Annotated in this window: 16 protein-coding genes; 8 read left to right on the top strand and 8 right to left on the bottom strand. The window is 66.6% G+C overall.

Going from position 1 to position 20,383, the window contains the following annotated elements; all coding sequences use genetic code 11:
• Window positions 1-23: 23 nt before the first annotated feature.
• Entirely contained in the window at window positions 24-527 is a 504-nt protein-coding gene (locus tag AB431_RS22765) for a DNA-deoxyinosine glycosylase (protein WP_047331840.1), read from the bottom strand.
• Window positions 528-553: 26 nt separating this feature from the next.
• On the opposite strand from AB431_RS22765, the gene AB431_RS22760 reads away from it, so the two are divergent.
• The 3 genes from AB431_RS22760 to AB431_RS22750 all read left to right on the top strand — a co-directional run bounded on the left by AB431_RS22760 (window position 554) and on the right by AB431_RS22750 (window position 3,760).
• Window positions 554-1,675 carry an adenylate/guanylate cyclase domain-containing protein gene (locus tag AB431_RS22760; protein ID WP_047333715.1) on the top strand — a complete coding sequence of 374 codons (1,122 nt, stop codon included), beginning with the start codon at window positions 554-556 and terminating at the stop codon, window positions 1,673-1,675.
• Between the two features lie 76 nt (window positions 1,676-1,751).
• Window positions 1,752-2,321: a hypothetical protein gene (locus AB431_RS22755; protein WP_047331839.1), complete on the top strand. Its 570-nt coding sequence runs from the start codon at window positions 1,752-1,754 to the stop codon at window positions 2,319-2,321.
• A 173-nt stretch (window positions 2,322-2,494) separates the two neighbouring features.
• The gene (locus AB431_RS22750; RefSeq protein WP_052960369.1) at window positions 2,495-3,760 is read left to right on the top strand and encodes a PE-PPE domain-containing protein; all 1,266 of its coding nucleotides are present in this window, start codon (window positions 2,495-2,497) and stop codon (window positions 3,758-3,760) included.
• On the opposite strand, the gene AB431_RS22745 is transcribed toward AB431_RS22750, so the two are convergent.
• Both AB431_RS22745 and AB431_RS22740 read right to left on the bottom strand, forming a co-directional pair.
• On the bottom strand, window positions 3,757-5,634 hold the full coding sequence (locus AB431_RS22745; RefSeq protein WP_162489460.1) for an ABC transporter ATP-binding protein: 1,878 nt from the start codon (window positions 5,632-5,634) through the stop codon (window positions 3,757-3,759). The genes AB431_RS22750 and AB431_RS22745 overlap by 4 nt on opposite strands.
• 26 nt (window positions 5,635-5,660) lie before the next feature.
• Window positions 5,661-7,406, bottom strand: a complete 1,746-nt coding sequence (locus tag AB431_RS22740; protein ID WP_047331837.1) for an ABC transporter ATP-binding protein — start codon at window positions 7,404-7,406, stop codon at window positions 5,661-5,663.
• Between the two features lie 165 nt (window positions 7,407-7,571).
• On the opposite strand from AB431_RS22740, the gene AB431_RS22735 reads away from it, so the two are divergent.
• Together AB431_RS22735 and AB431_RS22730 are read left to right on the top strand one after the other, a co-directional pair.
• Entirely contained in the window at window positions 7,572-8,129 is a 558-nt protein-coding gene (locus tag AB431_RS22735; protein ID WP_047331836.1) for a DUF3558 domain-containing protein, read from the top strand.
• Between the two features lie 50 nt (window positions 8,130-8,179).
• Window positions 8,180-8,674, top strand: a complete 495-nt coding sequence (locus AB431_RS22730; protein ID WP_369803087.1) for a DUF3558 domain-containing protein — start codon at window positions 8,180-8,182, stop codon at window positions 8,672-8,674.
• Here the strand turns inward: AB431_RS22730 and AB431_RS22725 are convergent.
• On the bottom strand, window positions 8,671-9,147 hold the full coding sequence (locus AB431_RS22725; RefSeq protein WP_082135942.1) for a histidine phosphatase family protein: 477 nt from the start codon (window positions 9,145-9,147) through the stop codon (window positions 8,671-8,673). The two genes, AB431_RS22730 and AB431_RS22725, sit on opposite strands and share 4 nt — an antisense overlap.
• 142 nt (window positions 9,148-9,289) lie before the next feature.
• Between AB431_RS22725 and AB431_RS22720 the strand changes: the two genes are divergently transcribed.
• Both AB431_RS22720 and AB431_RS22715 read left to right on the top strand, forming a co-directional pair.
• Window positions 9,290-10,441: an exonuclease SbcCD subunit D gene (locus tag AB431_RS22720; protein ID WP_047331833.1), complete on the top strand. Its 1,152-nt coding sequence runs from the start codon at window positions 9,290-9,292 to the stop codon at window positions 10,439-10,441.
• Window positions 10,438-13,059 (top strand): AAA family ATPase, encoded by a 2,622-nt coding sequence (locus AB431_RS22715; protein WP_047331832.1) that lies wholly within the window; start codon window positions 10,438-10,440, stop codon window positions 13,057-13,059. Before AB431_RS22720 ends, AB431_RS22715 begins: the two co-directional genes overlap by 4 nt.
• 11 nt (window positions 13,060-13,070) lie before the next feature.
• On the opposite strand, the gene AB431_RS22710 is transcribed toward AB431_RS22715, so the two are convergent.
• From AB431_RS22710 to AB431_RS22700, 3 genes are all read right to left on the bottom strand, one after another.
• Window positions 13,071-14,435, bottom strand: coding sequence for a wax ester/triacylglycerol synthase domain-containing protein (locus AB431_RS22710; RefSeq protein WP_047331831.1), 1,365 nt, complete (start codon window positions 14,433-14,435; stop codon window positions 13,071-13,073).
• Window positions 14,436-14,642: 207 nt separating this feature from the next.
• The gene (locus tag AB431_RS22705) at window positions 14,643-16,010 is read right to left on the bottom strand and encodes an LLM class flavin-dependent oxidoreductase (RefSeq protein WP_047331830.1); all 1,368 of its coding nucleotides are present in this window, start codon (window positions 16,008-16,010) and stop codon (window positions 14,643-14,645) included.
• Between the two features lie 89 nt (window positions 16,011-16,099).
• Window positions 16,100-17,311: an acyl-CoA dehydrogenase family protein gene (locus AB431_RS22700; RefSeq protein ID WP_047331829.1), complete on the bottom strand. Its 1,212-nt coding sequence runs from the start codon at window positions 17,309-17,311 to the stop codon at window positions 16,100-16,102.
• A gap of 129 nt (window positions 17,312-17,440) precedes the next feature.
• On the opposite strand from AB431_RS22700, the gene AB431_RS22695 reads away from it, so the two are divergent.
• Window positions 17,441-18,712 (top strand): alpha/beta hydrolase, encoded by a 1,272-nt coding sequence (locus AB431_RS22695; RefSeq protein WP_047331828.1) that lies wholly within the window; start codon window positions 17,441-17,443, stop codon window positions 18,710-18,712.
• On the opposite strand, the gene AB431_RS22690 is transcribed toward AB431_RS22695, so the two are convergent.
• The gene (locus AB431_RS22690; RefSeq protein ID WP_047333713.1) at window positions 18,702-20,363 is read right to left on the bottom strand and encodes an ABC transporter family substrate-binding protein; all 1,662 of its coding nucleotides are present in this window, start codon (window positions 20,361-20,363) and stop codon (window positions 18,702-18,704) included. The genes AB431_RS22695 and AB431_RS22690 overlap by 11 nt on opposite strands.
• Window positions 20,364-20,383 lie beyond the last annotated feature (20 nt).

The raw sequence follows: 20,383 nt of genomic DNA, 5'->3' as shown, positions 1-20,383 counted from the left end.
CAGACCGATGGCCCGTCGGAGCCTTATCGAGCCTCTACCAGAGCTGCACTCCAGACGGCCAGTTTCTCGGCGTAGCGCATGGTTTGCGCGGGGCTGGTCGACGGCAGGCGCGTAAACGCCGCTGAGGAGTCGAGGCGGACCAACCGGGTGAAGTTGCGCTCGGCCGCCGCGCCGTTGAAGTACACCCGTTCGATTCGAGGCTGGGCAGCGAAGAACGTGCCGAAGTCGTTGGCCACCATACTGTCCGGCTCGATGGCCGAGTCCAGGCTGCCGACCCGACGGCAGTGCTTGAGCACGTCCCATACGGCGATGCCGTGACGCCCCAACATTTCCGTCCGCCGGTCATACGGTGCGTCCGGCTCGAACCCGAGCAGTTCCCCGCTGATGCGCCAGAACGCATTTCGCGGGTTTCCGTAGTACTGACCGCTCGCAAGCGAGAGCACACTCGGCATGTTGCCGAGGATCAACACCCGCGCATCGGTCGAGCCGATGGGCGGCAGCCCGTCCAGGAGGGGAGATCGTGACATCACCGTCGACGGTATAGGTTGTGTCGGTGACCGATGCCGTCGACCCAGAGGCCGCCGGGCTGCTTGACGGGTTGACGGGCGAAGCCCGGGCCCAGCGCGCCGAACTGATTCCGTGGTTGGTGGAGCAGGGCATCACCGTCGACGAGATCCGGGAGTCGTTCGCGCCGATGTTGCTGCCCGGCCGGCGAATCTTCGGTGATGACGGCACCCGGTTGTCAGCCCGTCAGATCAGCGAGCAGACCGGCTTGGATCTCGACCAGCTCAGGCGTTTTCAGCGGGCCAGTGGGCTGGCGACAGTCGACGACCCGGATGCAGCGGTCTTTCTGAAACCCGATGCCGAATCGGCCGTGCACATCAAGCGATTCCTCGACTTGGGGTTCGACCCCGATCGGCTGCTCAACGTGGTTCGGGTTCTGGCAGAGGGTCTTTCACACGCGGCCGAGGCGATGCGCTATATCGCGGTGGCCACCACGATGCAGCATCCCGGCACCACCGAACTCGAGATGGCCCAGGGTGCGCAGGTGTTGGTCAGCGCCGCCGCCCCGTTGCTCGGGCCGATGGTTCAGGACATGCTGATGCTGCAGTTGCGTCATGCGATGGAGACCGAAGCGATCAATGCGAATGAGCGGGCGGTGGGCGCACCGCTGCCCGGCGCCCGCCAGGTGGCGATCGCCTTCGCCGACCTCGTCGGCTTCACCCGCCTCGGCGAGACGGTGCCGCCCGAAGAACTCGAACAGCTCGCCAACCGTCTCGCCGATGCGGCCCGCAATGTGGCGGTGCCACCGGTGCGGTTCGTCAAGACCATCGGTGACGCGGTGATGATGGTGTCGACGGATACGGTGGCGCTGCTCGATGCGATGTTGACCCTCGTCGAGGCGACCGAAGCCGAGGCGCTGCCGCAATTGCGGGTGGGTCTAGCCCATGGGCCGGCGGTGAGTCGTGCGGGGGACTGGTTCGGCAGCCCGGTCAACCTGGCCAGCCGCATTACCTCGGTGTCCCGGCCCGGATCTGTTCTGCTGTCCGAAGCCGCCCGCGAGCAGATCGGCGACGACCCATCCTTCAGCTGGTCATTCGCACGGGCCCGACGTCTCAAGGGCATCCAAGACGAGGTCAAGCTGTTCCGGGCCCGTCGGGCCGACCCGCGCTGACACCGTCCTGACCTGAGCTTGTTCGCCATGGGCGAATCTGTGGTGCAATTTGTGTAACGCTGTAATCATGTAATACATGAAACATCAACACACACATCGGCGGCCCGGCCGCCCCGGCGGGTGGCAGCAGGCCGACCAGCCCGACGCCACGGACGCGGGCGAATGGTTCGCCGGACGCCTCCCTGACGAATGGTTTGCCGGGGACCCGACGGTGATCGTCGACCGCGAAGAGATCACTGTCGTCGGGCGTCTGCCCGAAGACCCAGAACAGCCGGACAGTGACGCGCGCTCAGCGGGTCGGGCGTCGCGATTCCGTGAGGATACCCGCGCCGAACGCATGCGGATCGCCGAAGAAGCTCAGGACAAGTACGGCCGCAAGGTGTCGTGGGGAGTCGAAGTCGGTAGCCCGGATGCGCCTGAGCGAATCTTGTTCACACACATCGCTGTTCCGGTGATGACGCGCCTCAAGCAACCCGAGCGCCAGGTGCTCGACACCCTGGTCGACGCGGGCGTCGCCCGGTCGCGCTCGGATGCGCTGGCCTGGAGTGTGCGGCTGGTAGGTGAGCACGCCGAGGAGTGGTTGGTCAAGCTGCGATCGGCGATGGCCCAGGTGGACGACCTGCGCGCCGAAGGTCCCGCGCTGTAATTCTTCGCGGTGATGTTGCCGGCACGTTGCTCCGTTGCTAACCGCGCGTTGCTGTCGGATGGGAATGCTGGTGTCGCGCAGGCCCATTTGAAATGCAGTAGTGCACTACTTACTGTGCTCGCCCCCGCCCCGGTGATAGTTCCTCTGGGACTGCTTCGGGGGAGGGGCTGGCGGTGTTCGGATTCGGCAATCGTGGTGCACGCAAGAGCGCGTCGGCGGTTCTCGCCGGTCTGATGATGACGGCGCTGGGGTCGGCCGCCGTCGTCGCCGCGCCGCCAACTCGGGCGGCGGCGACAGCCATCATCCTAGGCACGACTTTCAAACCCGACCCGGCCACACCGGAATACACCCGCGGGGCGATGGAGTTTTTCGTCAAGCCGACGACATTGTGTCGGGTGCAGGCGTGTTCGGTGCAGCCCGTCGAGACGCCGGAGCAGTTCTGGCCCTTCTCTGGTTTGCTGAATATGACCATCGATCAGTCGATAGCTCAGGGTTTGAAGATCGTCGACGACGCGGTGCGTCGTGATCTGTCGACAAGCTCCGAACCGCTCGTGGTGTTCGGCGACTCGCAGAGCTCAACGATCCTGACGTTGGAAAAGCGCAGCCTGACCACACTGTCGGACGCCGAGAAGAGCCGACTTGTCCTCGTGTTGGTCGCCAACCCGAATCGGCCGAATGGTGGACTGCTGCAACGGATCGCCCCGTTCACGATTCCCGTCATCAATCTCACCGGGTCCGGTGCGACGCCGACCGATACCGGCATCCAGACGATCGACATAGTCTGTCAGTACGACGCAATCGCCGACTTCCCGCAATATCCGCTGAACATCTTCGCAATGCTCAACCTGATCGCCGGTGCCGCCATTCACAGCAGCTATATCACCGGCCCGATCGACTACACCCAGCAGGAACTGGACCAGGCCAGCCAGAGTCCGAGCAATCAACAGACATACGGCGACACCGTTTACATCACGATTCCGGCCAAGCAGTTGCCGTTGGTGGTGCCGCTCAGAGAGTTCGGTGACGCGACCGGATTGAGTGCGATCACGACGCCGCTGGCCGATCTCGTCGAGCCGACGTTGCGAGTTCTGGTCGAACTCGGTTACGACCGGTCCATTCCCTACGGCCAGCCGAGCGGATTCGGACTCTTCCCGAAGATCAACCTTTCCGAGCTGGCTTTCGACCTCTCCTCGGCGGCTGCGAGCGGCGTTCACGCCGCGCTGACCGATCTCGGCATCAGGATGCCGGACCCGGCACCCCCGGTCAGCGCGCCGGCAGCCGTCACAGCGAAAACGACGAAAGCCGCGCACCGCAAGGCCTCCGCGGTCGCACCGCTACGCAGCGCCAGAGCTCGGCCGCCAGTGCCGGATAGGCCGGAGACGCATTCGGCTTCCGCACGGCGGCCGGCCGGCGGACACGCGCGGTCAGCCAGGAACTAAGCCTGCGTCATCGCGTAATAGGCGCCGCGACGCGCCAGCAGTTCGGCATGACTTCCGGTTTCCACGATCCGCCCGGCTTCCATGACGAGGATGCGGTCGGCATCGCGAATGGTCGACAACCGGTGGGCGATGATGAAACTGGTTCGTTCCCGGCGCAATCGGGTCATCGCGTGCTGAATCAGCAGTTCGGTTCGGGTGTCCACCGAACTGGTGGCCTCGTCGAGGATGAGCAGCTGCGGCCGGGCCAGAAACGCTCGGGCGATGGTGATCAGCTGCTTCTCCCCGGCGCTGATGTTTCCGCCGTCATCGCTGACCCGGGTCTGGTATCCGTCGGGCAACGAGTGGACGAACCGGTCGACATAGGCCGCCTGTGCCGCCTCGATCACCTCACCCTCGCTGGCGCCGGGCTTGCCGTAGGCGATGTTGTCGGCAATCGTGCCGCCGAACAGCCAGGTGTCCTGCAGCACCATGCCGATGCGTGAGCGCAGCGATTCGCGGCTCACGTCTCTGATATCGGTGCCGTCGAGCAGGATTCGCCCGGCATCGACGTCATAGAACCGCATCAGCAGATTGACCAGCGTGGTCTTGCCCGCCCCGGTCGGCCCGACGATCGCCACGGTGCTGCCCGGTTCGGCGATCAGCGACAGATCCTCGATCACCGGAGTGCCGGGCTGGTAGCTGAACGATACGTGCTGAAACTCGACGCGCCCGGCGTCGTTGCCGGGCAGGGTGATTGGTGCATCCGGCGACTCCTCGGGCTCGTCGAGAAAGTCGAACACCCGCTCGGCGCTGGCCACCCCGGACTGCAGCGTGTTGTACATGCCCGCCACCTGGGTGAGCGGCTGATTGAACTGGCGGACATACTGGATGAAGGCTTGGATGCTGCCCAGCGTGATCTGGCCGGTGGCGACCTGGTAGCCACCCACCACGGCGACCGCGACATAGCTGAGGTTCCCGATGAACGTGGTGGCCGGCGAGACCAGGCCGGATAGGAACTGCGCGCCAAAGCTTGCGTGATAAACGTCGGAATTGAACTCGCGGAACCTTTCCTGCGCGGCGGCGCGGTGGCCGAAGGTCTTGACCACGGTGAAACCGCTGTATGTCTCCTCGATGTGGGCGTTCAGCCGGCCGGTGTTGGTCCACTGCGCGATGAACATCCGCTGCGAGCGGCGCGCGATCACCCGAGTCACCCACAACGACAACGGAACCGTGACGACGGTGATCAACGCCAGCAGCGGCGAGATGCTCAGCATCATCGCGAGCACCGCGAGCACCGTCAGTACCGACGTCAGCAGCTGGCTGATCGTCACCGACACCGACGTCTGGATGTTGTCGACGTCGTTGGTGACCCGGCTCAGCAGTTCGCCGCGCTGCCGGGAATCGAAGTAGGACAACGGCAGGCGATGGATTTTTTCCTCGACGTCGGCGCGCAGCGCGGTGATTGTGCGCTGCACGATCACGTTGAGTAGGCGGGCTTGGGCCCAGACCAGCAGTGCGGCAACGACATACAAGCACAGCGCCAGCAGCAGGGTGTGCCCCACCGCGCTGAAGTCCACCCCGCGCCCGGGCACGGCGTTTGTCCCGGACAGCAGGTCGGCGAATGTGTTGTCGCCGCGGGCGCGGGCCGCGGCCACAGCCTGCTCCTTGGTGATCCCGGCAGGCAGCCGTCGGCCGATGACACCGTTGAACAACAGGTCGGTGGCGTGCCCGAGGATGCGCGGACCGATGACCCCGAGCGCGATCCCACCGACGGACAACAGGATCACCGCCGCGGTCGGCCACCGGTGCGGCGTCAACCGCCGCAGCAGCCGCAGTGCCGAGGCTTTGAAGTCGCGAGAGCGGGCCTGCCGCGGATCCTGGGTCATCGCGCGCATTCCGCCGCCGCGGAACGACGGCCCGGTCATCGTCCGCCCCCGACCCGCAAGCCCATCGACTGGGAGTCGGCGAACTGCGCATAGGTCTCACAGTCGCTCAGCAGCGCGTCGTGGGTGCCGCTGCCGATCACCCGGCCGCCGTCCATCACCACGATGTTGTCGGCATGCATGACGGTCGAAATGCGCTGCGAGACAATAATGACCGTGGCATCGGCCGATGCCTCGCGAAGTGCGGCCCGAACCCGGGCGTCGGTGTGCACATCGAGTGCGGAGAACGCGTCATCAAACAGGTAGATGGCGGGGCGCCGGATCACCGCACGTGCGATCGCCAGTCGTTGACGCTGTCCGCCGGAGAAGTTGATGCCACCCTGGGCAACCCGCATGTTCAGGCCGTCTGGATGCGCCCGGACGAAATCCTCGGCGGCGGCGACCTGCAGCGCCCACCACATTTCGTCGTCGCTTGCATCGGCCTTGCCGTACCGCAGGTTGTCGGCGACCGTGCCGGAGAACAGATAGCCCCGCTGCGGAACCAGACCCAGCGTGGCCCACAGGTGTTCCGGGTTGTAGTCGCGCACATCGATGCCGTCGACCCGGATCGCTCCGTCGGTGACGTCGTAGAGCCGGCAGATCAGCGATATCAGCGTCGACTTGCCGGATCCTGTGCTGCCGACGATCGCCGTCGTCGTCCCGGGCCGCGCGGTCAGCGAGACATCCTCCAGCACAGGGCGTTCCGCACCCGGATAGCAGAACGTCGCGTTGTCGAGCTCGACCGCGCCGCGGATGCCGCCGTCCGGCAGCTGAGGCGAGGCCGGGCTACCGATCGCGGGTTCGGTATCCAGAACCTCGGTGATCCGTTCCGCGCAGACCGAGGCCCGGGGCAGCATCACCAGGATGAGCGTGGCCATCAGCACGGCCATGAGGATCTGCATGAAATAGGAGAGGAACGCGATCAGCGAGCCGACCTGCATGTGACCGGAGTCGATGCGTAGCCCACCGAACCAGATCAGGGCGACACTGGAGATGTTGATGGTCAACGTCGTCACCGGCAACATCAGGGCCTGCCAGCGGCCGGCGGCCAAGGCGGTGTTGGATACCGCCGCGTTGGCGACCGCGAACCGATCCCGCTCGAACGGTTCGCGGGCGAATGCGCGGATCACCCGGATGCCGGAGAGTTGTTCGCGCATCACCCGGTTGATGCCGTCGATCAGCCGCTGCATGCTCCGGAAGATCGGCAGCATCCGCGAGACGATCCAGAAGTTCGACAGGGCCAGCACCGGAACGCTGACCACCAGCAGCCAAGACAGCCCGGCGTCCTGATGGATCGCCATGATGATGCCGCCGATGCACATGATGGGGGCGGTCACCAGGATCGTGGTGGTCATCTGAATGAGCACCTGAATCTGCTGCACGTCGTTGGTCGTCCGGGTCAGCAGCGACGGCGCCCCGAACCGGGCGGTCTCCCGCTCGGAGAACGTGGTGACGTGGTGGAACATCGCCGAGCGCAGGTCGCGGCCGAATCCCATGCCGGTGCGGGAGCCGAAGTAGACCGCCCCGACCGCGCACACCACCTGTAGTCCGGTGACGGCCAGCATCACCAGGCCGAGTTCGGCAATGAGCCCGGTGTCGCCCTTGGCCACGCCGTCGTCGATGATCGCGGCATTGACCGTGGGCAGATACAGGGAGGCCAGCGTGCTGACGGTCTGCAGGGCCATCACGGCTGCGACCAGCCTCCGGTACGGCCGGACATACTGTCGCAGCAGTTCCAGGAGCATTTCGCTACTGTTGCACACCGCTGGAACTGGCCCGGCGCGATGTTGTCGCCCCCTGCCGGGTCCTGACGCCGGAGATCGCGCTATAGCGGCTGGTCAAACGGCCTGTCGGTGGTTGCGCAAAGGGGCTGCCGCTACAGTGCATGCTGTGACTCGCAGCAGGTGCGCATGACAGCGACGCGCAAACTCGCGCTGGCTGCCGGGATTGTAGCCATCGCCACCTCTATCGGCGCATGCTCGGACAACGGCAGCGGACCCGGCCAGCCATCCGGCTCGCAGGCTCCCGCGCCGCAGTCGGCCAACGCCAAACACGGACCGATGTTCCCGGAATGCGGCGGAATCAGCGATCAGACGATGGCCGAGCAGACTCGGGTGACCGGGCTGGTGAACACCGCGAAGAACTCCATCGGCTGCCAGTGGCTGGCCGGCGGCGGCATCCTCGGACCGCACTTCTCCTTCACCTGGTACCGCGGCAGCCCGATCGGGCGCGAACGCAAGACCGAAGAGCTGTCGCGCACCAGCGTCGAGGACATCAACATCGAGGGCCACAGCGGGTTCATCGCCGTCGGCACCGATCCGACTCTGGGGGACAACCTGTGCGAGATCGGCATCCAATTCAACGACGACTTCATCGAGTGGTCCGTCAGCTTCGCGGAGAAGCCCTTCCCGCCGGCCTGCGACGTGGCCAAGGAACTGACCCGGCAATCGATCGTGAATTCCAAATGAGCCCGCGGCGGATTGTGACCGCGGTGGCGGCGGTGCTCTGCGCGCTCGTCATGGTCAGCGGCTGTGCCAAAACGGTGGACGGGACCGCGGCGAAGTCAGGTTCGGGCAACGTGCCGCGCAACGACAACTCCGCGCAGCAGTATCCGAACCTGCTCAAGGAGTGCGACGTCCTCACCACCGACATCCTGGCCAAGACCGTGGGCGCCGACCCGCTCGACATCCAGAGCACGTTCGTCGGCGCCGTCTGTCGTTGGCAGGCCGCCAACCCTGCCGGGCTGGTGGACATCACCCGGTTCTGGTACGAGCAGGGCAGCCTCGACAACGAGCGCGCGGTCGGTCAGTTCCTCAAGTATCAGATCGAGAACCGGGCGATCGCCGGTGTGCCGTCGATCGTGATGCGGACCAGCGACCCCAACGGTGGCTGTGGAGTCGCCAGCGACGCCGGTGGCGTCGTCGGCTGGTGGGTCAACCCGCAGGCCCCCGGGATCGACGCGTGCGGTCAGGCCATCAAGTTGATGGAGCTGACGCTGGCCACCAACTCCTAGCGCGGCACGTGGAATGACCTGAGCTCCGCCGTGCGGAGTTCGAGCGCTGCCCAGCTGCCAGGCACCCGCAGCACGGCGATGGCCGATGTCGGGTACTTGATCGAGATCTCGCCGGCCACCTTCGGATTCGAGCGCTTCGGGTCGGCCAGCCCGAGCGACACCTGACTCATCGTCGGTTCGTGGCCGACGACCATCAGCGTCGCGACATCGTCGGGCACCTGGTTGATTTCGTCGATCATCGTCCCCGGGGTGGCGCCGTAGAGCCGCTCGGAATACATCACCGGGGCGCTGATACCGGTGCGCTCGAGGGTCTGGCGGGTGCGGGTCGCCGACGAGCAGAGCACCAGATCGATCGCCGGGACGTGGGCCCGCAGCCAGTCGCCCGCCAGAGCGCCTTCGCGAATACCGCGCGATGCCAGCGGCCGGTCATGGTCGGGCACCCCGTTCGGATAGTCCGACTTGGCGTGGCGCATCAGCACCAGGGTGCGTTCTCCTGCGTTCACCGGCTCAGGCTAATCGCTTCGAGTACATGCCGGACGAGGTCCACGGACTTGTCGGCGCAGCGCCATACACTCGCCGCAACACCCGAGCCGACGCCGAAGGAGGGACCCGCGAATGCGCTTTCTGCACACCGCCGACTGGCAGCTCGGCATGACGCGGCACTTCCTGGAAGGCGAAGCCCAGCCGCGTTACGCGGCGGCCCGCCGTGACGCCGTGGCCGGCCTGGGTGAGCTGGCGCGGCAAACTCAGGCGGAGTTCGTGGTCGTGGCCGGCGACGTGTTCGAGCACAACCAGCTGGCGCCCAAGGTCATCAGCCAGTCGCTGGAAGCCATGCGCGCCATCGGTGTTCCGGTGTATCTGCTGCCCGGCAACCACGATCCTCTCGACGCGTCCTCGGTGTACACCAGCGCGTTGTTTCGGGCGGAATGCCCGGACAACGTGATCGTGTTGGACCGCGACGGCGTGTGGGATGTTCGGCCGGGAGTGCAATTGGTCGCCGCGCCGTGGCGTAGCAAGGCCCCGACCACCGACCTGGCGGCCGCGGTCGTGGCCGATCTGCCGGCCGACGGCGCCACCCGTGTCCTGGTCGCCCACGGTGGGGTCGACGTGCTCGACCCCGACCCGGGCAAGCCGTCGCTGATCCGGATGGCCGCTCTGTCCGATGCTGTCGGGCGCGGCGCGGTGCACTACGTCGCCTTGGGCGACAAGCACTCCCGCACCTGCGTCGGGGACAGCCGCCGGGTCTGGTATTCGGGCTCCCCGGAGGTGACGAATTTCGACGACGTGGAGTCCGACCCGGGTCATGTCCTGGTGGTCGACATCGACGAGGCAGACCCGGCGCACCCGGTCACGGTCGAGTCTCACCATGTCGGGCGGTGGCGGTTCGTGACGTTGCACCGCCAGGTTGACGACACCCGCGACATCGCCGATCTCGACCTCAATCTCGACCTGCTGGCCGACAAGGAGCGCACCGTCGTGCGGCTGGGGCTGACCGGCTCGTTGACCGTCACCGACCGTGCCGCACTGGATGCCTGCCTGGACAAGTACGCCCGGTTGTTCGCCTGGTTGGGCACCTGGGAGCGGCGTACCAGCATCGCGGTGATGCCGGCCGACGGTGAGTTCGACGATCTCGGGATCGGCGGGTTCGCCGCTGCGGCCGTCGACGAACTCGTCAGCACCGCGCGCTCCGGTGACGACGAAGCCGCACAGGACGCCCAGGGTGCGCTCGGGCTGTTGCTGCGTCTGGCCGGGGGAAGTGCAGCGTGAAACTGCACCGGCTCGTTCTGACCAACTATCGCGGAATCACCCACCGCGACATCCAGTTTCCCGACCACGGAGTGGTCGTCGTCTGCGGTGCCAACGAGATCGGCAAGACGTCGATGATCGAGGCGCTCGACCTGCTGCTGGAATCCAAGGACCGCTCGACGAAGAAAGACGTCAAGCAGGTCAAGCCGACGCATGCCGACGTCGGCTCGGAGGTTCTGGCCGAGATCAGCACCGGCCCATACCGATTCGTGTACCGCAAACGCTTCCACAAGAAGTGTGAGACCGAACTGACCATCACGGCGCCGCGCCGTGAACAGCTCACCGGTGACGAGGCACACGAGCGTGTGCTGGCGATGCTCGGTGAGACGGTCGATACCGGACTCTGGCACGCGCAGCGCGTTCTGCAGGCCGGCTCGACCGCTGCCGTCGATCTCTCCGAATGTGACGCGCTGTCAAGAGCTTTGGATCTGGCAGCCGGCGACGACGCCGCGTTGTCGGGCACCGAACCACTGCTGATCGAGCGGATCGACGCCGAATACGGCAAGTACTTCACCGCGACGGGCCGGCCGACGGGCGAGTGGGCGGCGGCGATCGCGCAGCTGCGCGCGGCCGACGAGGACGTGGCCCGGTGTGCCGCCGCGGTCGCCGAAGTCGACGAACGGGTGCGCCGGCACGCCGACCTCACCCAGCAGCAGGCCGCGCTGGCCGATCGCAGCCCGAGCATCGCCGAGCGCTTGACCGCCGCGCAGGTGGCAGCCGGCGAGCTGGCCGAGCTCGCCGACCAGCTGCGGCAAGCCGAACTTCTCGCGACCGCGGCACAGGGCACCTGCGCCGCCTCGAGCGCCGCGCAGACCGAACGGGTTCGCCTGCGCGAGGACGTCGCGGCACGCACCGCGGCAGTAGCCGAGGTGCAGTCGCAGCTCGCGGCCGCCATCGAGGCCGAGCACACCGCTCGCGAGGTCGTCGAAATGGCTTGTGCGGCATCGGCAGAGTCGACCGCCGTGCTCGCCGCGGCCCAGGAGACGGTCGACGAGGCTCGCCGGCTGGTGGACGCCCTGGCCGCCGACGAGCAGGCACAACGCCTCGCCGCGCGCCTGGACCGCATCGAGGCGCTCGAGACGCAACTGAGCGCGCTGACCGCCGAGCTGTCCGGGATCACGCTTACCGCCGGGGTGATGGCCGATATCGAGTCGGCCGCAGCGCTGGTCGAGCGTATCGAGGCTCAGCTCACCGCGACCGCCGCCACGGTGGAATTCACCGCAGCCGCCGATCTGGAGCTGACGGTGGGAACGCAGACCATCCGGTTGGCCGCAGGGCAAACCTGGGCACCGCCCACCGCATCGCCGACCAGCGTCGAGGTGCCCGGCGTGCTCAGCGTTCGGATCGATCCGGGCGCCACCACCTCCGGCGTCCACGCGAAGTTGGAAGCGGGGCAACGGGTTCTGGCTGAGGCGCTGCGGCAGGGCGGTGTGGCTGATATCGACAGCGCGCGGGACCTCGAACGGCGCCGCCGGGAACTCGCAGGCAATCGCGATCAACTCGCCGCGACCCTCGCCGGCCTGTGCGAGGACGAAGGGGTCACGGAAATTCGCGCGCGGCTGACAGCGCTGCGCGAGACGATCCCGCCTGCACTGCTTGCCGCAGGCATCGACGGTGGCGCGGCCCGTGCTGCATTTGTCAGCGCTATCGAGGCGCGCGAGACCGCCCGTTCGGACGCCGATCTGCACCAGCGTGCGATGGCAGGCGCCAATGTGCGGCTGACCGAAAAGAGTACAGCGGCAACGGTTCTCCGCGCCAAACTGAGCGACGCCATCGCTGAACTCGACGCGGCGACACAACGGCTCGCAGCACAGCGGGCAATAAGCGACGACGAGCAGCTCGCCGCGCGGGCCGCCGCCGACGCGGAGGCACAGCGACAGGCCGCGACCGCGGCGGCCGAGCTGGCGAGGGCCTATGCGGCCGCTGATCCCGCTGCGGTGCAGGCCTTGCTGGCTGAGGCGAGCGCCGCCGCCACCACGCTTGAGCGCGAGCATGCTCAGGTCGGTCAAGCACTCAACGACATCACCGTCGAACTCGGCGTGATCGGCAACGAGGGACGGCAGGGCCGTCTCGACACGGCCCAGATCGCTCGTGAGCATGCCTTCGCTGAGCATTCGCGGGTCTCTCGCCGGGCGCGGGCCGCGCAGCTGCTGCGGTCGGTGATGGCCCGACACCGGGACAACACCCGGCAGCGCTACGTCGCGCCGTTCCGCACCGAGATCGAGCGACTGGGCATACCGGTGTTCGGACCGACGTTCGAGGTCGAGATCGACAGCGATCTGCGAATCTGCAACCGCACCCTGAACGGTCGCACCGTTCCCTACGAGTCACTGTCCGGCGGAGCCAAGGAACAACTCGGCATCCTGGCCCGGCTGGCCGGTGCGGCGCTGGTCGCCAAGGAAGACTCCGTACCGGTTGTCATCGATGACGCGCTGGGCTTCACCGACCCCGATCGGCTGACCAAGATGGGCGCAGTCTTCGACACCGTCGGCGACTCCGGGCAGGTGATCGTCCTGACCTGCACGCCAACCCGCTATCTGGGCGTGCAGGACGCCCACGTCATCGAGTTGAGCGCCTGAAGCACATCCGATTAATCGGCGAGCGCCAGGACTTCGTTGAAACTGTCGGTCAGGCAGTCGTAGAACTCCTCGAAGTCCGGGATGGCTCCGCCGTCGACATCGATGCCCAGCGCGCAGGTGTCCACGTACGTCAGCAGGGTCACGTTGACCGCCGCGCCGACGGTCGGACCGAACGCGTATTGCTTGCGTACGGCCGCGCCCCCCAGATACACCGGTACCGGCACGCCCGGGACGTCGCTGCACAGGAAGTCGACATTGCGCAGGATCGACCCGATGTACCAGCGCGGCATCATGTTGAGCGCACTGGCGATCAATTGCGTGTAGGGAATCGACTTTTCGTGACGCACCCGGCCGGTGCACTCGTGGATGCTCCTGATACGCCGAGCCGGATCGGTGATGCCCACCGGCACGTCGAACCGCATCAGGGTGATCCGGTTGCCGCCCGCACCGTCATCCTCGGTGCGCAGATTGATCGGCATGGTCAGATGCAGGTCGAACACCCCGACACCGTGTTTATCGTGATACCGGCGCAGCGCGCCGGCGACCCCCGCGACGAACGCGTCGTTGAGCGCGCCGCCGCTTCGGTGGGCCGCTTCGCGAAGGCGAGGCATCGGAACGTCGAGAACACTGAGCCGGCGGACCAGTGTGCGGTCCTTCATCAGCGCCGAGCCGGGCTTGTTCACCGGCCGAATGGTCCGGTACACCGACGCGGCCAGTTCGACTGCCGACTCCGCGGTCTGCACCGGGCGCCGAATCATGTTGAACAGCAACCGCGGCGCGATCTTGGCTGACTCGCTGACCACTGTGCCGACCAGGCCTGCGTTGTAGCGCAAGGCCTCACCGTAACCTGCCAGGGGATGCGGTGGGGCGACGGTCGGCGCGGCCGGTATCGGGTTGATGACCCGAGGATCCTCGTCGAGGTCGAAGAGCCGCATCGCGATCTGGACGCCACCGACACCGTCGGTGAGAGCGTGATGGAATTTGCACAGCACGGCGGCCCCGCCGTCTTCGAGACCGTCGATGAGGGTGACCTCCCACATCGGCCGGGCCCGGTCGAAGTCGGACATCGCAGCCACCCGGGCCATCTCGAGCACGCTGTCGAGCGTTCCGGGCTCGGGTGCCGACACGCGGCGCATGTGGTAGTCCAGGTCGAAGTCGGGGGCGTACTCCCATCGCGGCGGAGCCGGTAGCGGTGAGTTCACCACCCGCTGCCGGAACATCGGCAGTTCGCGGCTGACCACATCGAACCGCTCCCGCACGATATTCCAGTCGGGGGACCGGTCGAGAAGGATCACGGTCACCACCGTGGATCTCAGCCTTGGGTCGGCTTCCATCGACCAGGTGAACGCGTCTGTGCTGCGCATGAATTCGGTCATGATCTACTCCCACCACGAACCTACGGCGCGTAGGCGCGGGGCAACACGTCACCGCATCAGTTCGGGACTTTGGCCCCTAACACTGAGGACCTCGGGCGGGGTGCAACCGATGTGTAGACCTGGCAGAAACTGCGCACGTTTGCATAGTGCGCAAGCTACCCGCCGCATGTGCCAAGTACTGAGATTGCCGAAATGCTGAGCGAACGCTCAGCCTGCGGCAGGCAGCTGTTCGCTCACCGCGCCGACGTTCGAGTCCGCGACGTCACCCAAGCCCAGATGATCCCGCAGCGTCGTCCCGGTGTAGTCGGTGCGGAACAGTCCGCGCCGTTGCAGCTCGGGCACCACGGCGTCGACGAAGTCGTTGAACGTGCCGGGTGTCGTCGCCGAGGACACCATGAATCCGTCGGCCTCACCGGCGGTGAACGACTCCTCGATCTGGTCGGCCACCTGCCTCGGGGTGCCGACGAACTGCGGCAGCAGCACCCCCTGGGCGTACCAGGCGCCGACGTCGCGCAAGGTGAGGCTGTCCCGGTTGGCGACGCGGCGCACGGCGTCGAAAAGCCCTTGGGTGCCGGAGACTTGGACGTCTTCGACCGGGGCGTCCAGGTCGTAGCCGGAGAAGTCGTGGTCGGTGTGCACGCTCAGGGTGATCAGTCCGGAGATCGGGTCGGCGAGCTCGTTGTGGTAGGCCTGCTTCTCCCGGGCGATGGATTCGGTCTCGCCGATGAACGGGATGAATGCCGGGAAGATCAACACCTTGTCGGGGTTGCGGCCGAAGTTCTCCGCCCGCGACTTGATGTCGTCGTAGTACGCGCGCCGACCTTCGGGAGTCGGGTCGATTTCGAAGATGGCCTCCGCCCACCGGGCGGCGAAGTCCTTGCCGGTGTTCGACGAGCCGGCCTGGATCAACACCGGCCGGCCCTGCGGCGAGTGCGGCACATTCAGCGGCCCGCGGGAGCGGAAGTAGCGGCCGTCGTGGTCGACATGCTTGATCCGGCTGGGGTCGGCGAAGACGCCGGACTCCTTGTCGAGGACCAGGGCGTCGGGCGCCCAGCTCGACCACAGCTGCAGGGTGGTGCGGACGAACTCGTCGGCCCGTTCGTACCGGAACTCGTGGCCGAGGTGGTCGTCGTGGCCGAAGTTCTGCGCCTCGCCCTGGGTCAGTGATGTCACGATGTTCCAGGCGACCCGCCCGCGAGTGATGTGGTCCAGGCTGGCGAAGATCCGGGCCAACTCGTAGGGGTGAAAATAGGTGGCGGACTTCGTGATTGCCAGCCCGAGCCGTGAGGTCACCGCGGCGATGCTGGCCGTCACGATGGACGGATCCAAGGTCGCGGTCGCCTGGGTGCCGCGCCGCAGCGGTTCGGCGATGCCGTCACCGAACCGGACCGGAGCCGCGAGCAGGTCGGCGAAGAACAGGAAGTCGAACTTGCCACGTTCCAGGATGCGCCCGATGCGGTGGTAGTACTCGGGCGTGAGGAAGCCGGTATCGCTGGCCGGGTGCCGCCAGGCGGCGTGCGAATGGGTGACCTGGGAGGCGATCTGGAATCCGCCCAGGTGTAGCTGTCGGGTCATGGTGTGTCCTTCAGGGGTGCCGAGATCGACGAAATGGTGCGATCTACTCGCACTCTCGCTGCGAATTGTCGGTTTGGGCGCAGGCAGGATCAGAAGTAGGCGTTGGCGGGGATCGGCGTGCCGTGCAACAGGTTCTGGCCGATCACGCGCGCCTTATAGGCCACCGGGTTGTGCAGCGTGATCGTGCGGATATTGCGCCAGTGCCGGTCCAGGTTGCGCTGACGGCTGGCCGCGCTGGCCCCGCCGAGTTCGAGCAGCCGGGTGGCGGCCTCGGGCGCGACCTCGTCGAGGTGGACCTTCACCTTGGCGACCTTGAGCTGGGCCTCGGTCGCCAGGTCGGCGTCGGGAACGCCGTCTCGCGCCGAGTCCGTGGCCGCCTCGATCGCCGACGCCGCGTCCAGCACGGCCGCCCGCGCGATGTAAGCGGTGCTGGCCAGCTCGCCGAGCTGACGCTGATAGAGCGGGTCGTCGACGGGGCGTTCGGACAGCGCATGGCTGAAGCTTCGGGTGCGCGAACGCAACAGGTCAGCACCGTCGTCGACGATCGTCTGCAGTACACCGGCGACGACGGCGTGAATGTAGAGCTGCAGCGCGGCGTACTGCACCGTCGGCACCGGCTCGGCGTCGTACGGGGTATCGGTCAACACTTCGTCTTCGGCGACGTCCACGCTGGTGAACACCGTGGTCCCGGTGCCCGTCCGGCGCTGGCCGAAACCGTCCCAATCGTCGACCAGGCGCACGCCGTCCCGGTCGGCGGGCACGATCACGGTTGCCACCGAGTCGTGGTCGGTGGTCGCGGTGACGGTCAGGTAATCGGCGAACAGCGTGCCGGTGCTGTAGTACTTCTCGCCGGTCAGCCGGTAGCCGCCGGGAGCGGGCAGCAACCGGGTGTTGAACACCAGACTGCCGACGGCGTTCGATCCCTTCTCGCTGAAAGCGTTGCCCACGATGTGGCCCTCGGCGACCTTGGTCAGCCATTGTCGCGAACGCGCCTCATTGAGTGTGCGAAGCCGCTCCTCGACGAACCAGAAATGCGTCCGGAATATGTGCGCCACAATGGGATCGGCTGACGCAACGTCGATCACCGTCGAAAACAGTTGAGGGACAGTAAAATCTGAGCCGCCGAGGTCGCCCGGCAGGCGCAGTGCGCCGAAGCCTGCCCGTTTGAGCAGGTTGACTTCGTCAAAAGGATTCTCGTCATTGAGATCTCGATCCTTGGCACCGACTCGGATCTGCGCAAGGAGTTGGGAGAATTCGGGTGTGCCGGGCAGAATGCGCTTGACAGGTTCCACTGTGGTCATGATTTGGTTCTACGGCAGTGTCGTTGCCGCGGGCACTGCTTTGGCTCACGCCGAACCTAAGGAGGCCGGCGTCGCATTCCATTCCGGTCCTCGGCGAGGCAGAATCGACGGCATGGTGGGCCAGCGGCGATGACTTTGAACGAGAAGCGCCGCCGTGCTCACGGAAAGCTCGCCGCGCTGCCTGGTGTTCGCCCGGTCCGCCGCCCGGTCACGCCGAACGGAACCGACCAGTTCGACCTCTACTACGTGCGCACCGGCCGCAAGACCCGGCATCCGCTGGTCATCATCCCCGGTGGACCGGGCGCGGCGTCGATCGCCCTCTACCGGGGTCTTCGCCGGCGAGCGGCCGCCGAGGGCCTCGACGTGATCATGATCGAGCACCGGGGCGTCGGGATGTCGCGCCACGGTGACGACGGGTCTGACCTGCCTCCCGAGGCGCTGACCATCGAGCAGGTGGTCGACGACGTCGCCGCCGTGCTCGACGACGCCCAGGTGGACAGCGCCGTCATCTACGGCACGTCCTACGGCACCTACATCGCTGCCGGCGTCGGCGTGCGTCACCCCGCCCGGGTGTTCGCGATGGTCCTGGATTCGCCGCTGCTGGCCGGCGACGACATCGAGGTGGTGCGCCAGACCGTACGTCGCGTCCTGTGGTACGGCCAGCAGCCTGACACCGAGAAGCTGGCCGACAAGGTCCGTCGACTGGCCGACGAGGGGGTGATGACTCCGGCCGCGGCTCAGCTCGCCGCGACCGTGTACGGGCTGGGCGGACCGCGCCTGCTGGACCGACAGCTCGACCTGCTGCTGGGCGGCCGCAGCCTGGTCTGGACCGCGATGGGGCACTTCGGCGAGTTGATGGTGGGCCGAAAAGCTCCGTACCGCAACGAGACCGATCTGGTGGGGCGGATCGGCTACCGCGAGCTCAACTACGCGGCCGACCCCGACGGCCTGCCACTGGACCCCGCTGTCGCGATGCGCGACTTCGCGCCCGGTGAACCACCGCGGTTCGAGGCCGAGCCGTTCGACCTGGTGGCCGAGATGCCGAAGTTCACCTGGCCGACCGTGGTGATCTCCGGCGGCCGGGACCTGACCACACCACCCGCGGTCGCCGAGCGGGTGGCCGGTCTCATTCCGGGCTCGGTGCTGCTGCGGCTGCCGTCGACCGGTCACAGCGTGCTCGACACCAAGGAACGCGCGGCGCTGCGCATCGCGGAAGCGGTGTCCATCGGGCGGATCGACACGCTGCGGCTGCAGGAGGCGGCGCTGGACGCCATGCCCACCCGGCCCGCCGTCCGGCTCATGGTGTCGGCGCTGGCCGCGGCGACACGGGTCGAGGCGGCCTTACCTGCGGCAGTGCCGCGGGTGGTGACCCGCAGTCTGCCGAAGCCTGCTACTTCGTGAATCCTATTGCGGTGTAGTTCAAGTCACCCAGTCCGGCTGGTCCGAAGTTGGCCAGATTGCTGCGCACGGCGACGTTGCCCGCGGACTGGAACAGCGGCAAGCTGAACACCTCACCGAAGATCAGCTTGTCCAGCTCGTTGGCCAGGCCGCGCGCCTTGTCCGCGTCGAGTTCATTGAATACCTCTTCGACCTTGGCGTCGATCTCGGGGCTGCTGATCTTGCCGAAGTTGCTCTCGGCCCCGGTGGTGTAGATCTGGTTCAAGCAGCACAGCGCGAAAGCATCTCCCACCCAGGAGAATTGGGCGATGTCGAAGTCGCCGGGAATGATGTGGTTGGTGAAGAAGCCGTTACCGGGCTTGGCGTCGATCTGCAGGTTGACCCCGATCTGGGCCAGATTGTTCTGTGCGATCAGCGCGACCTGCCGGGTGGTCTGTGCGTCGTAGAGGACGTCGCGGATCACCAGTTGTCTGCCGTCCTTCTCGCGGAACTGCCCGTTGAGCTTCCAGCCGAGGGCGTCGAGTTCCTGTTTGGCCTTGTCCTGGTTGTAGGCGACGACCTCGCTGTTGTCCTGATAGCCCTTCTGGCCCGCCACGTAGATGTGGTTGTTCAACGGGACGGGTTTGTCGACGAGTCCGCGCTGGGTCACGTCAGCGATGGCCTGCCGGTCGATGCCCTTCGCGACGGCCAGCCGCAGCGCCTTGTCGGACAGGATCGACCCGGGCGCACCGTTGAAGGTGAAGTGATACCAGCTCAATCCCGGCGCCCTGCGGATCGAAACGCCCGCGGTGCGTCGGGCGATCGTCAGCTCATCGAGGGAGCCCAGGCCGACAGCGTCGATCGTATTGTTCTGCAGCGCAGGAATTCTCGCCGCATCGTCGAGCACCAGGAAGGTAAAGGAGTCCAGCAGCGGCGGGGTGCCCCACCACTTGGGGTTGCGGGTCAGCACGATGCGCTGGGCGGTGCGGTCGACCGCCGAGACCAGGAACGGTCCTGCCGACGGTCCGGGGCCATTGAGCTGACCCTTGTTGAACACCTCGGGGTTGGCGGTCATGCTCTTGGGCAGCAGCATCGTGTTGCCCGAGAACATGCCACGCCACTCGGAGTAGTGCTTGGCGAACGTGATGACGGCCTGGCGGTCGTCCACACCCCGGGTGACCGAGGCGACCCGGTCACTGCCATTGGGGGCGGCGATGGCGAAGTTCTTGTCCTTACCGCTGGTCGCGTTGATCTGAGAGGCGATGTCCTCCCAGGTGATCGGTGTCCCGTCGGACCAGACGGCCTTCGGGTTGATGGTGTAGGTGACGACCTGCGGATCGGTTCCGGTCAGCTCGACATTGGTGAAGTAGTCGTTGTTGACCTTCATCGAACCGTCGGCGGCGATGATGAATGCGCGTGGCATCGTCGGCCGCAGCATCGAGCCGGTGTCGGCCTCGTTACCGTCAATGTTCAGGGTGTTCCAGTTCGACGGGAACGACGACAGGGCCAGCCGCAGGTTGCCGCCGTTGCGCAAGGCGGCCCGGTCCTGCGGGTTGATGTCACTGGTCGAGCCGAGCTCGGCGTTGCCGCCCGCGGACGGGACATCGCGCTTACCGCCTGAGCAGCCGGCGAGCACCAGCACCACCGCGGTTCCTACCGCGAGCAGACGCAGAATCGCGTTCTGAGGGGCTGAGG

This window comes from Mycobacterium sp. EPa45, from assembly GCF_001021385.1.
Taxonomy (GTDB): Bacteria; Actinomycetota; Actinomycetes; order Mycobacteriales; family Mycobacteriaceae; genus Mycobacterium.
This window is presented reverse-complemented; position numbering and strand designations above follow the sequence as displayed.

Excerpts from the sequence above, each read along its gene's own strand:
- AB431_RS22765 (WP_047331840.1), bottom strand. The coding sequence starts at position 527 with ATGTCACGATCTCCCCTCCTGGACGGGCTGCCGCCCATCGGCTCGACC.
- AB431_RS22755 (WP_047331839.1), top strand. The coding sequence starts at position 1,752 with ATGAAACATCAACACACACATCGGCGGCCCGGCCGCCCCGGCGGGTGG.
- AB431_RS22745 (WP_162489460.1), bottom strand. The coding sequence starts at position 5,634 with ATGCGCGCGATGACCCAGGATCCGCGGCAGGCCCGCTCTCGCGACTTC.
- AB431_RS22740 (WP_047331837.1), bottom strand. The coding sequence starts at position 7,406 with ATGCTCCTGGAACTGCTGCGACAGTATGTCCGGCCGTACCGGAGGCTG.
- AB431_RS22735 (WP_047331836.1), top strand. The coding sequence starts at position 7,572 with ATGACAGCGACGCGCAAACTCGCGCTGGCTGCCGGGATTGTAGCCATC.
- AB431_RS22730 (WP_369803087.1), top strand. The coding sequence starts at position 8,180 with ATGGTCAGCGGCTGTGCCAAAACGGTGGACGGGACCGCGGCGAAGTCA.
- AB431_RS22725 (WP_082135942.1), bottom strand. The coding sequence starts at position 9,147 with ATGCGCCACGCCAAGTCGGACTATCCGAACGGGGTGCCCGACCATGAC.
- AB431_RS22720 (WP_047331833.1), top strand. The coding sequence starts at position 9,290 with ATGCGCTTTCTGCACACCGCCGACTGGCAGCTCGGCATGACGCGGCAC.
- AB431_RS22710 (WP_047331831.1), bottom strand. The coding sequence starts at position 14,435 with ATGACCGAATTCATGCGCAGCACAGACGCGTTCACCTGGTCGATGGAA.
- AB431_RS22705 (WP_047331830.1), bottom strand. The coding sequence starts at position 16,010 with ATGACCCGACAGCTACACCTGGGCGGATTCCAGATCGCCTCCCAGGTC.
- AB431_RS22700 (WP_047331829.1), bottom strand. The coding sequence starts at position 17,311 with ATGACCACAGTGGAACCTGTCAAGCGCATTCTGCCCGGCACACCCGAA.
- AB431_RS22695 (WP_047331828.1), top strand. The coding sequence starts at position 17,441 with ATGACTTTGAACGAGAAGCGCCGCCGTGCTCACGGAAAGCTCGCCGCG.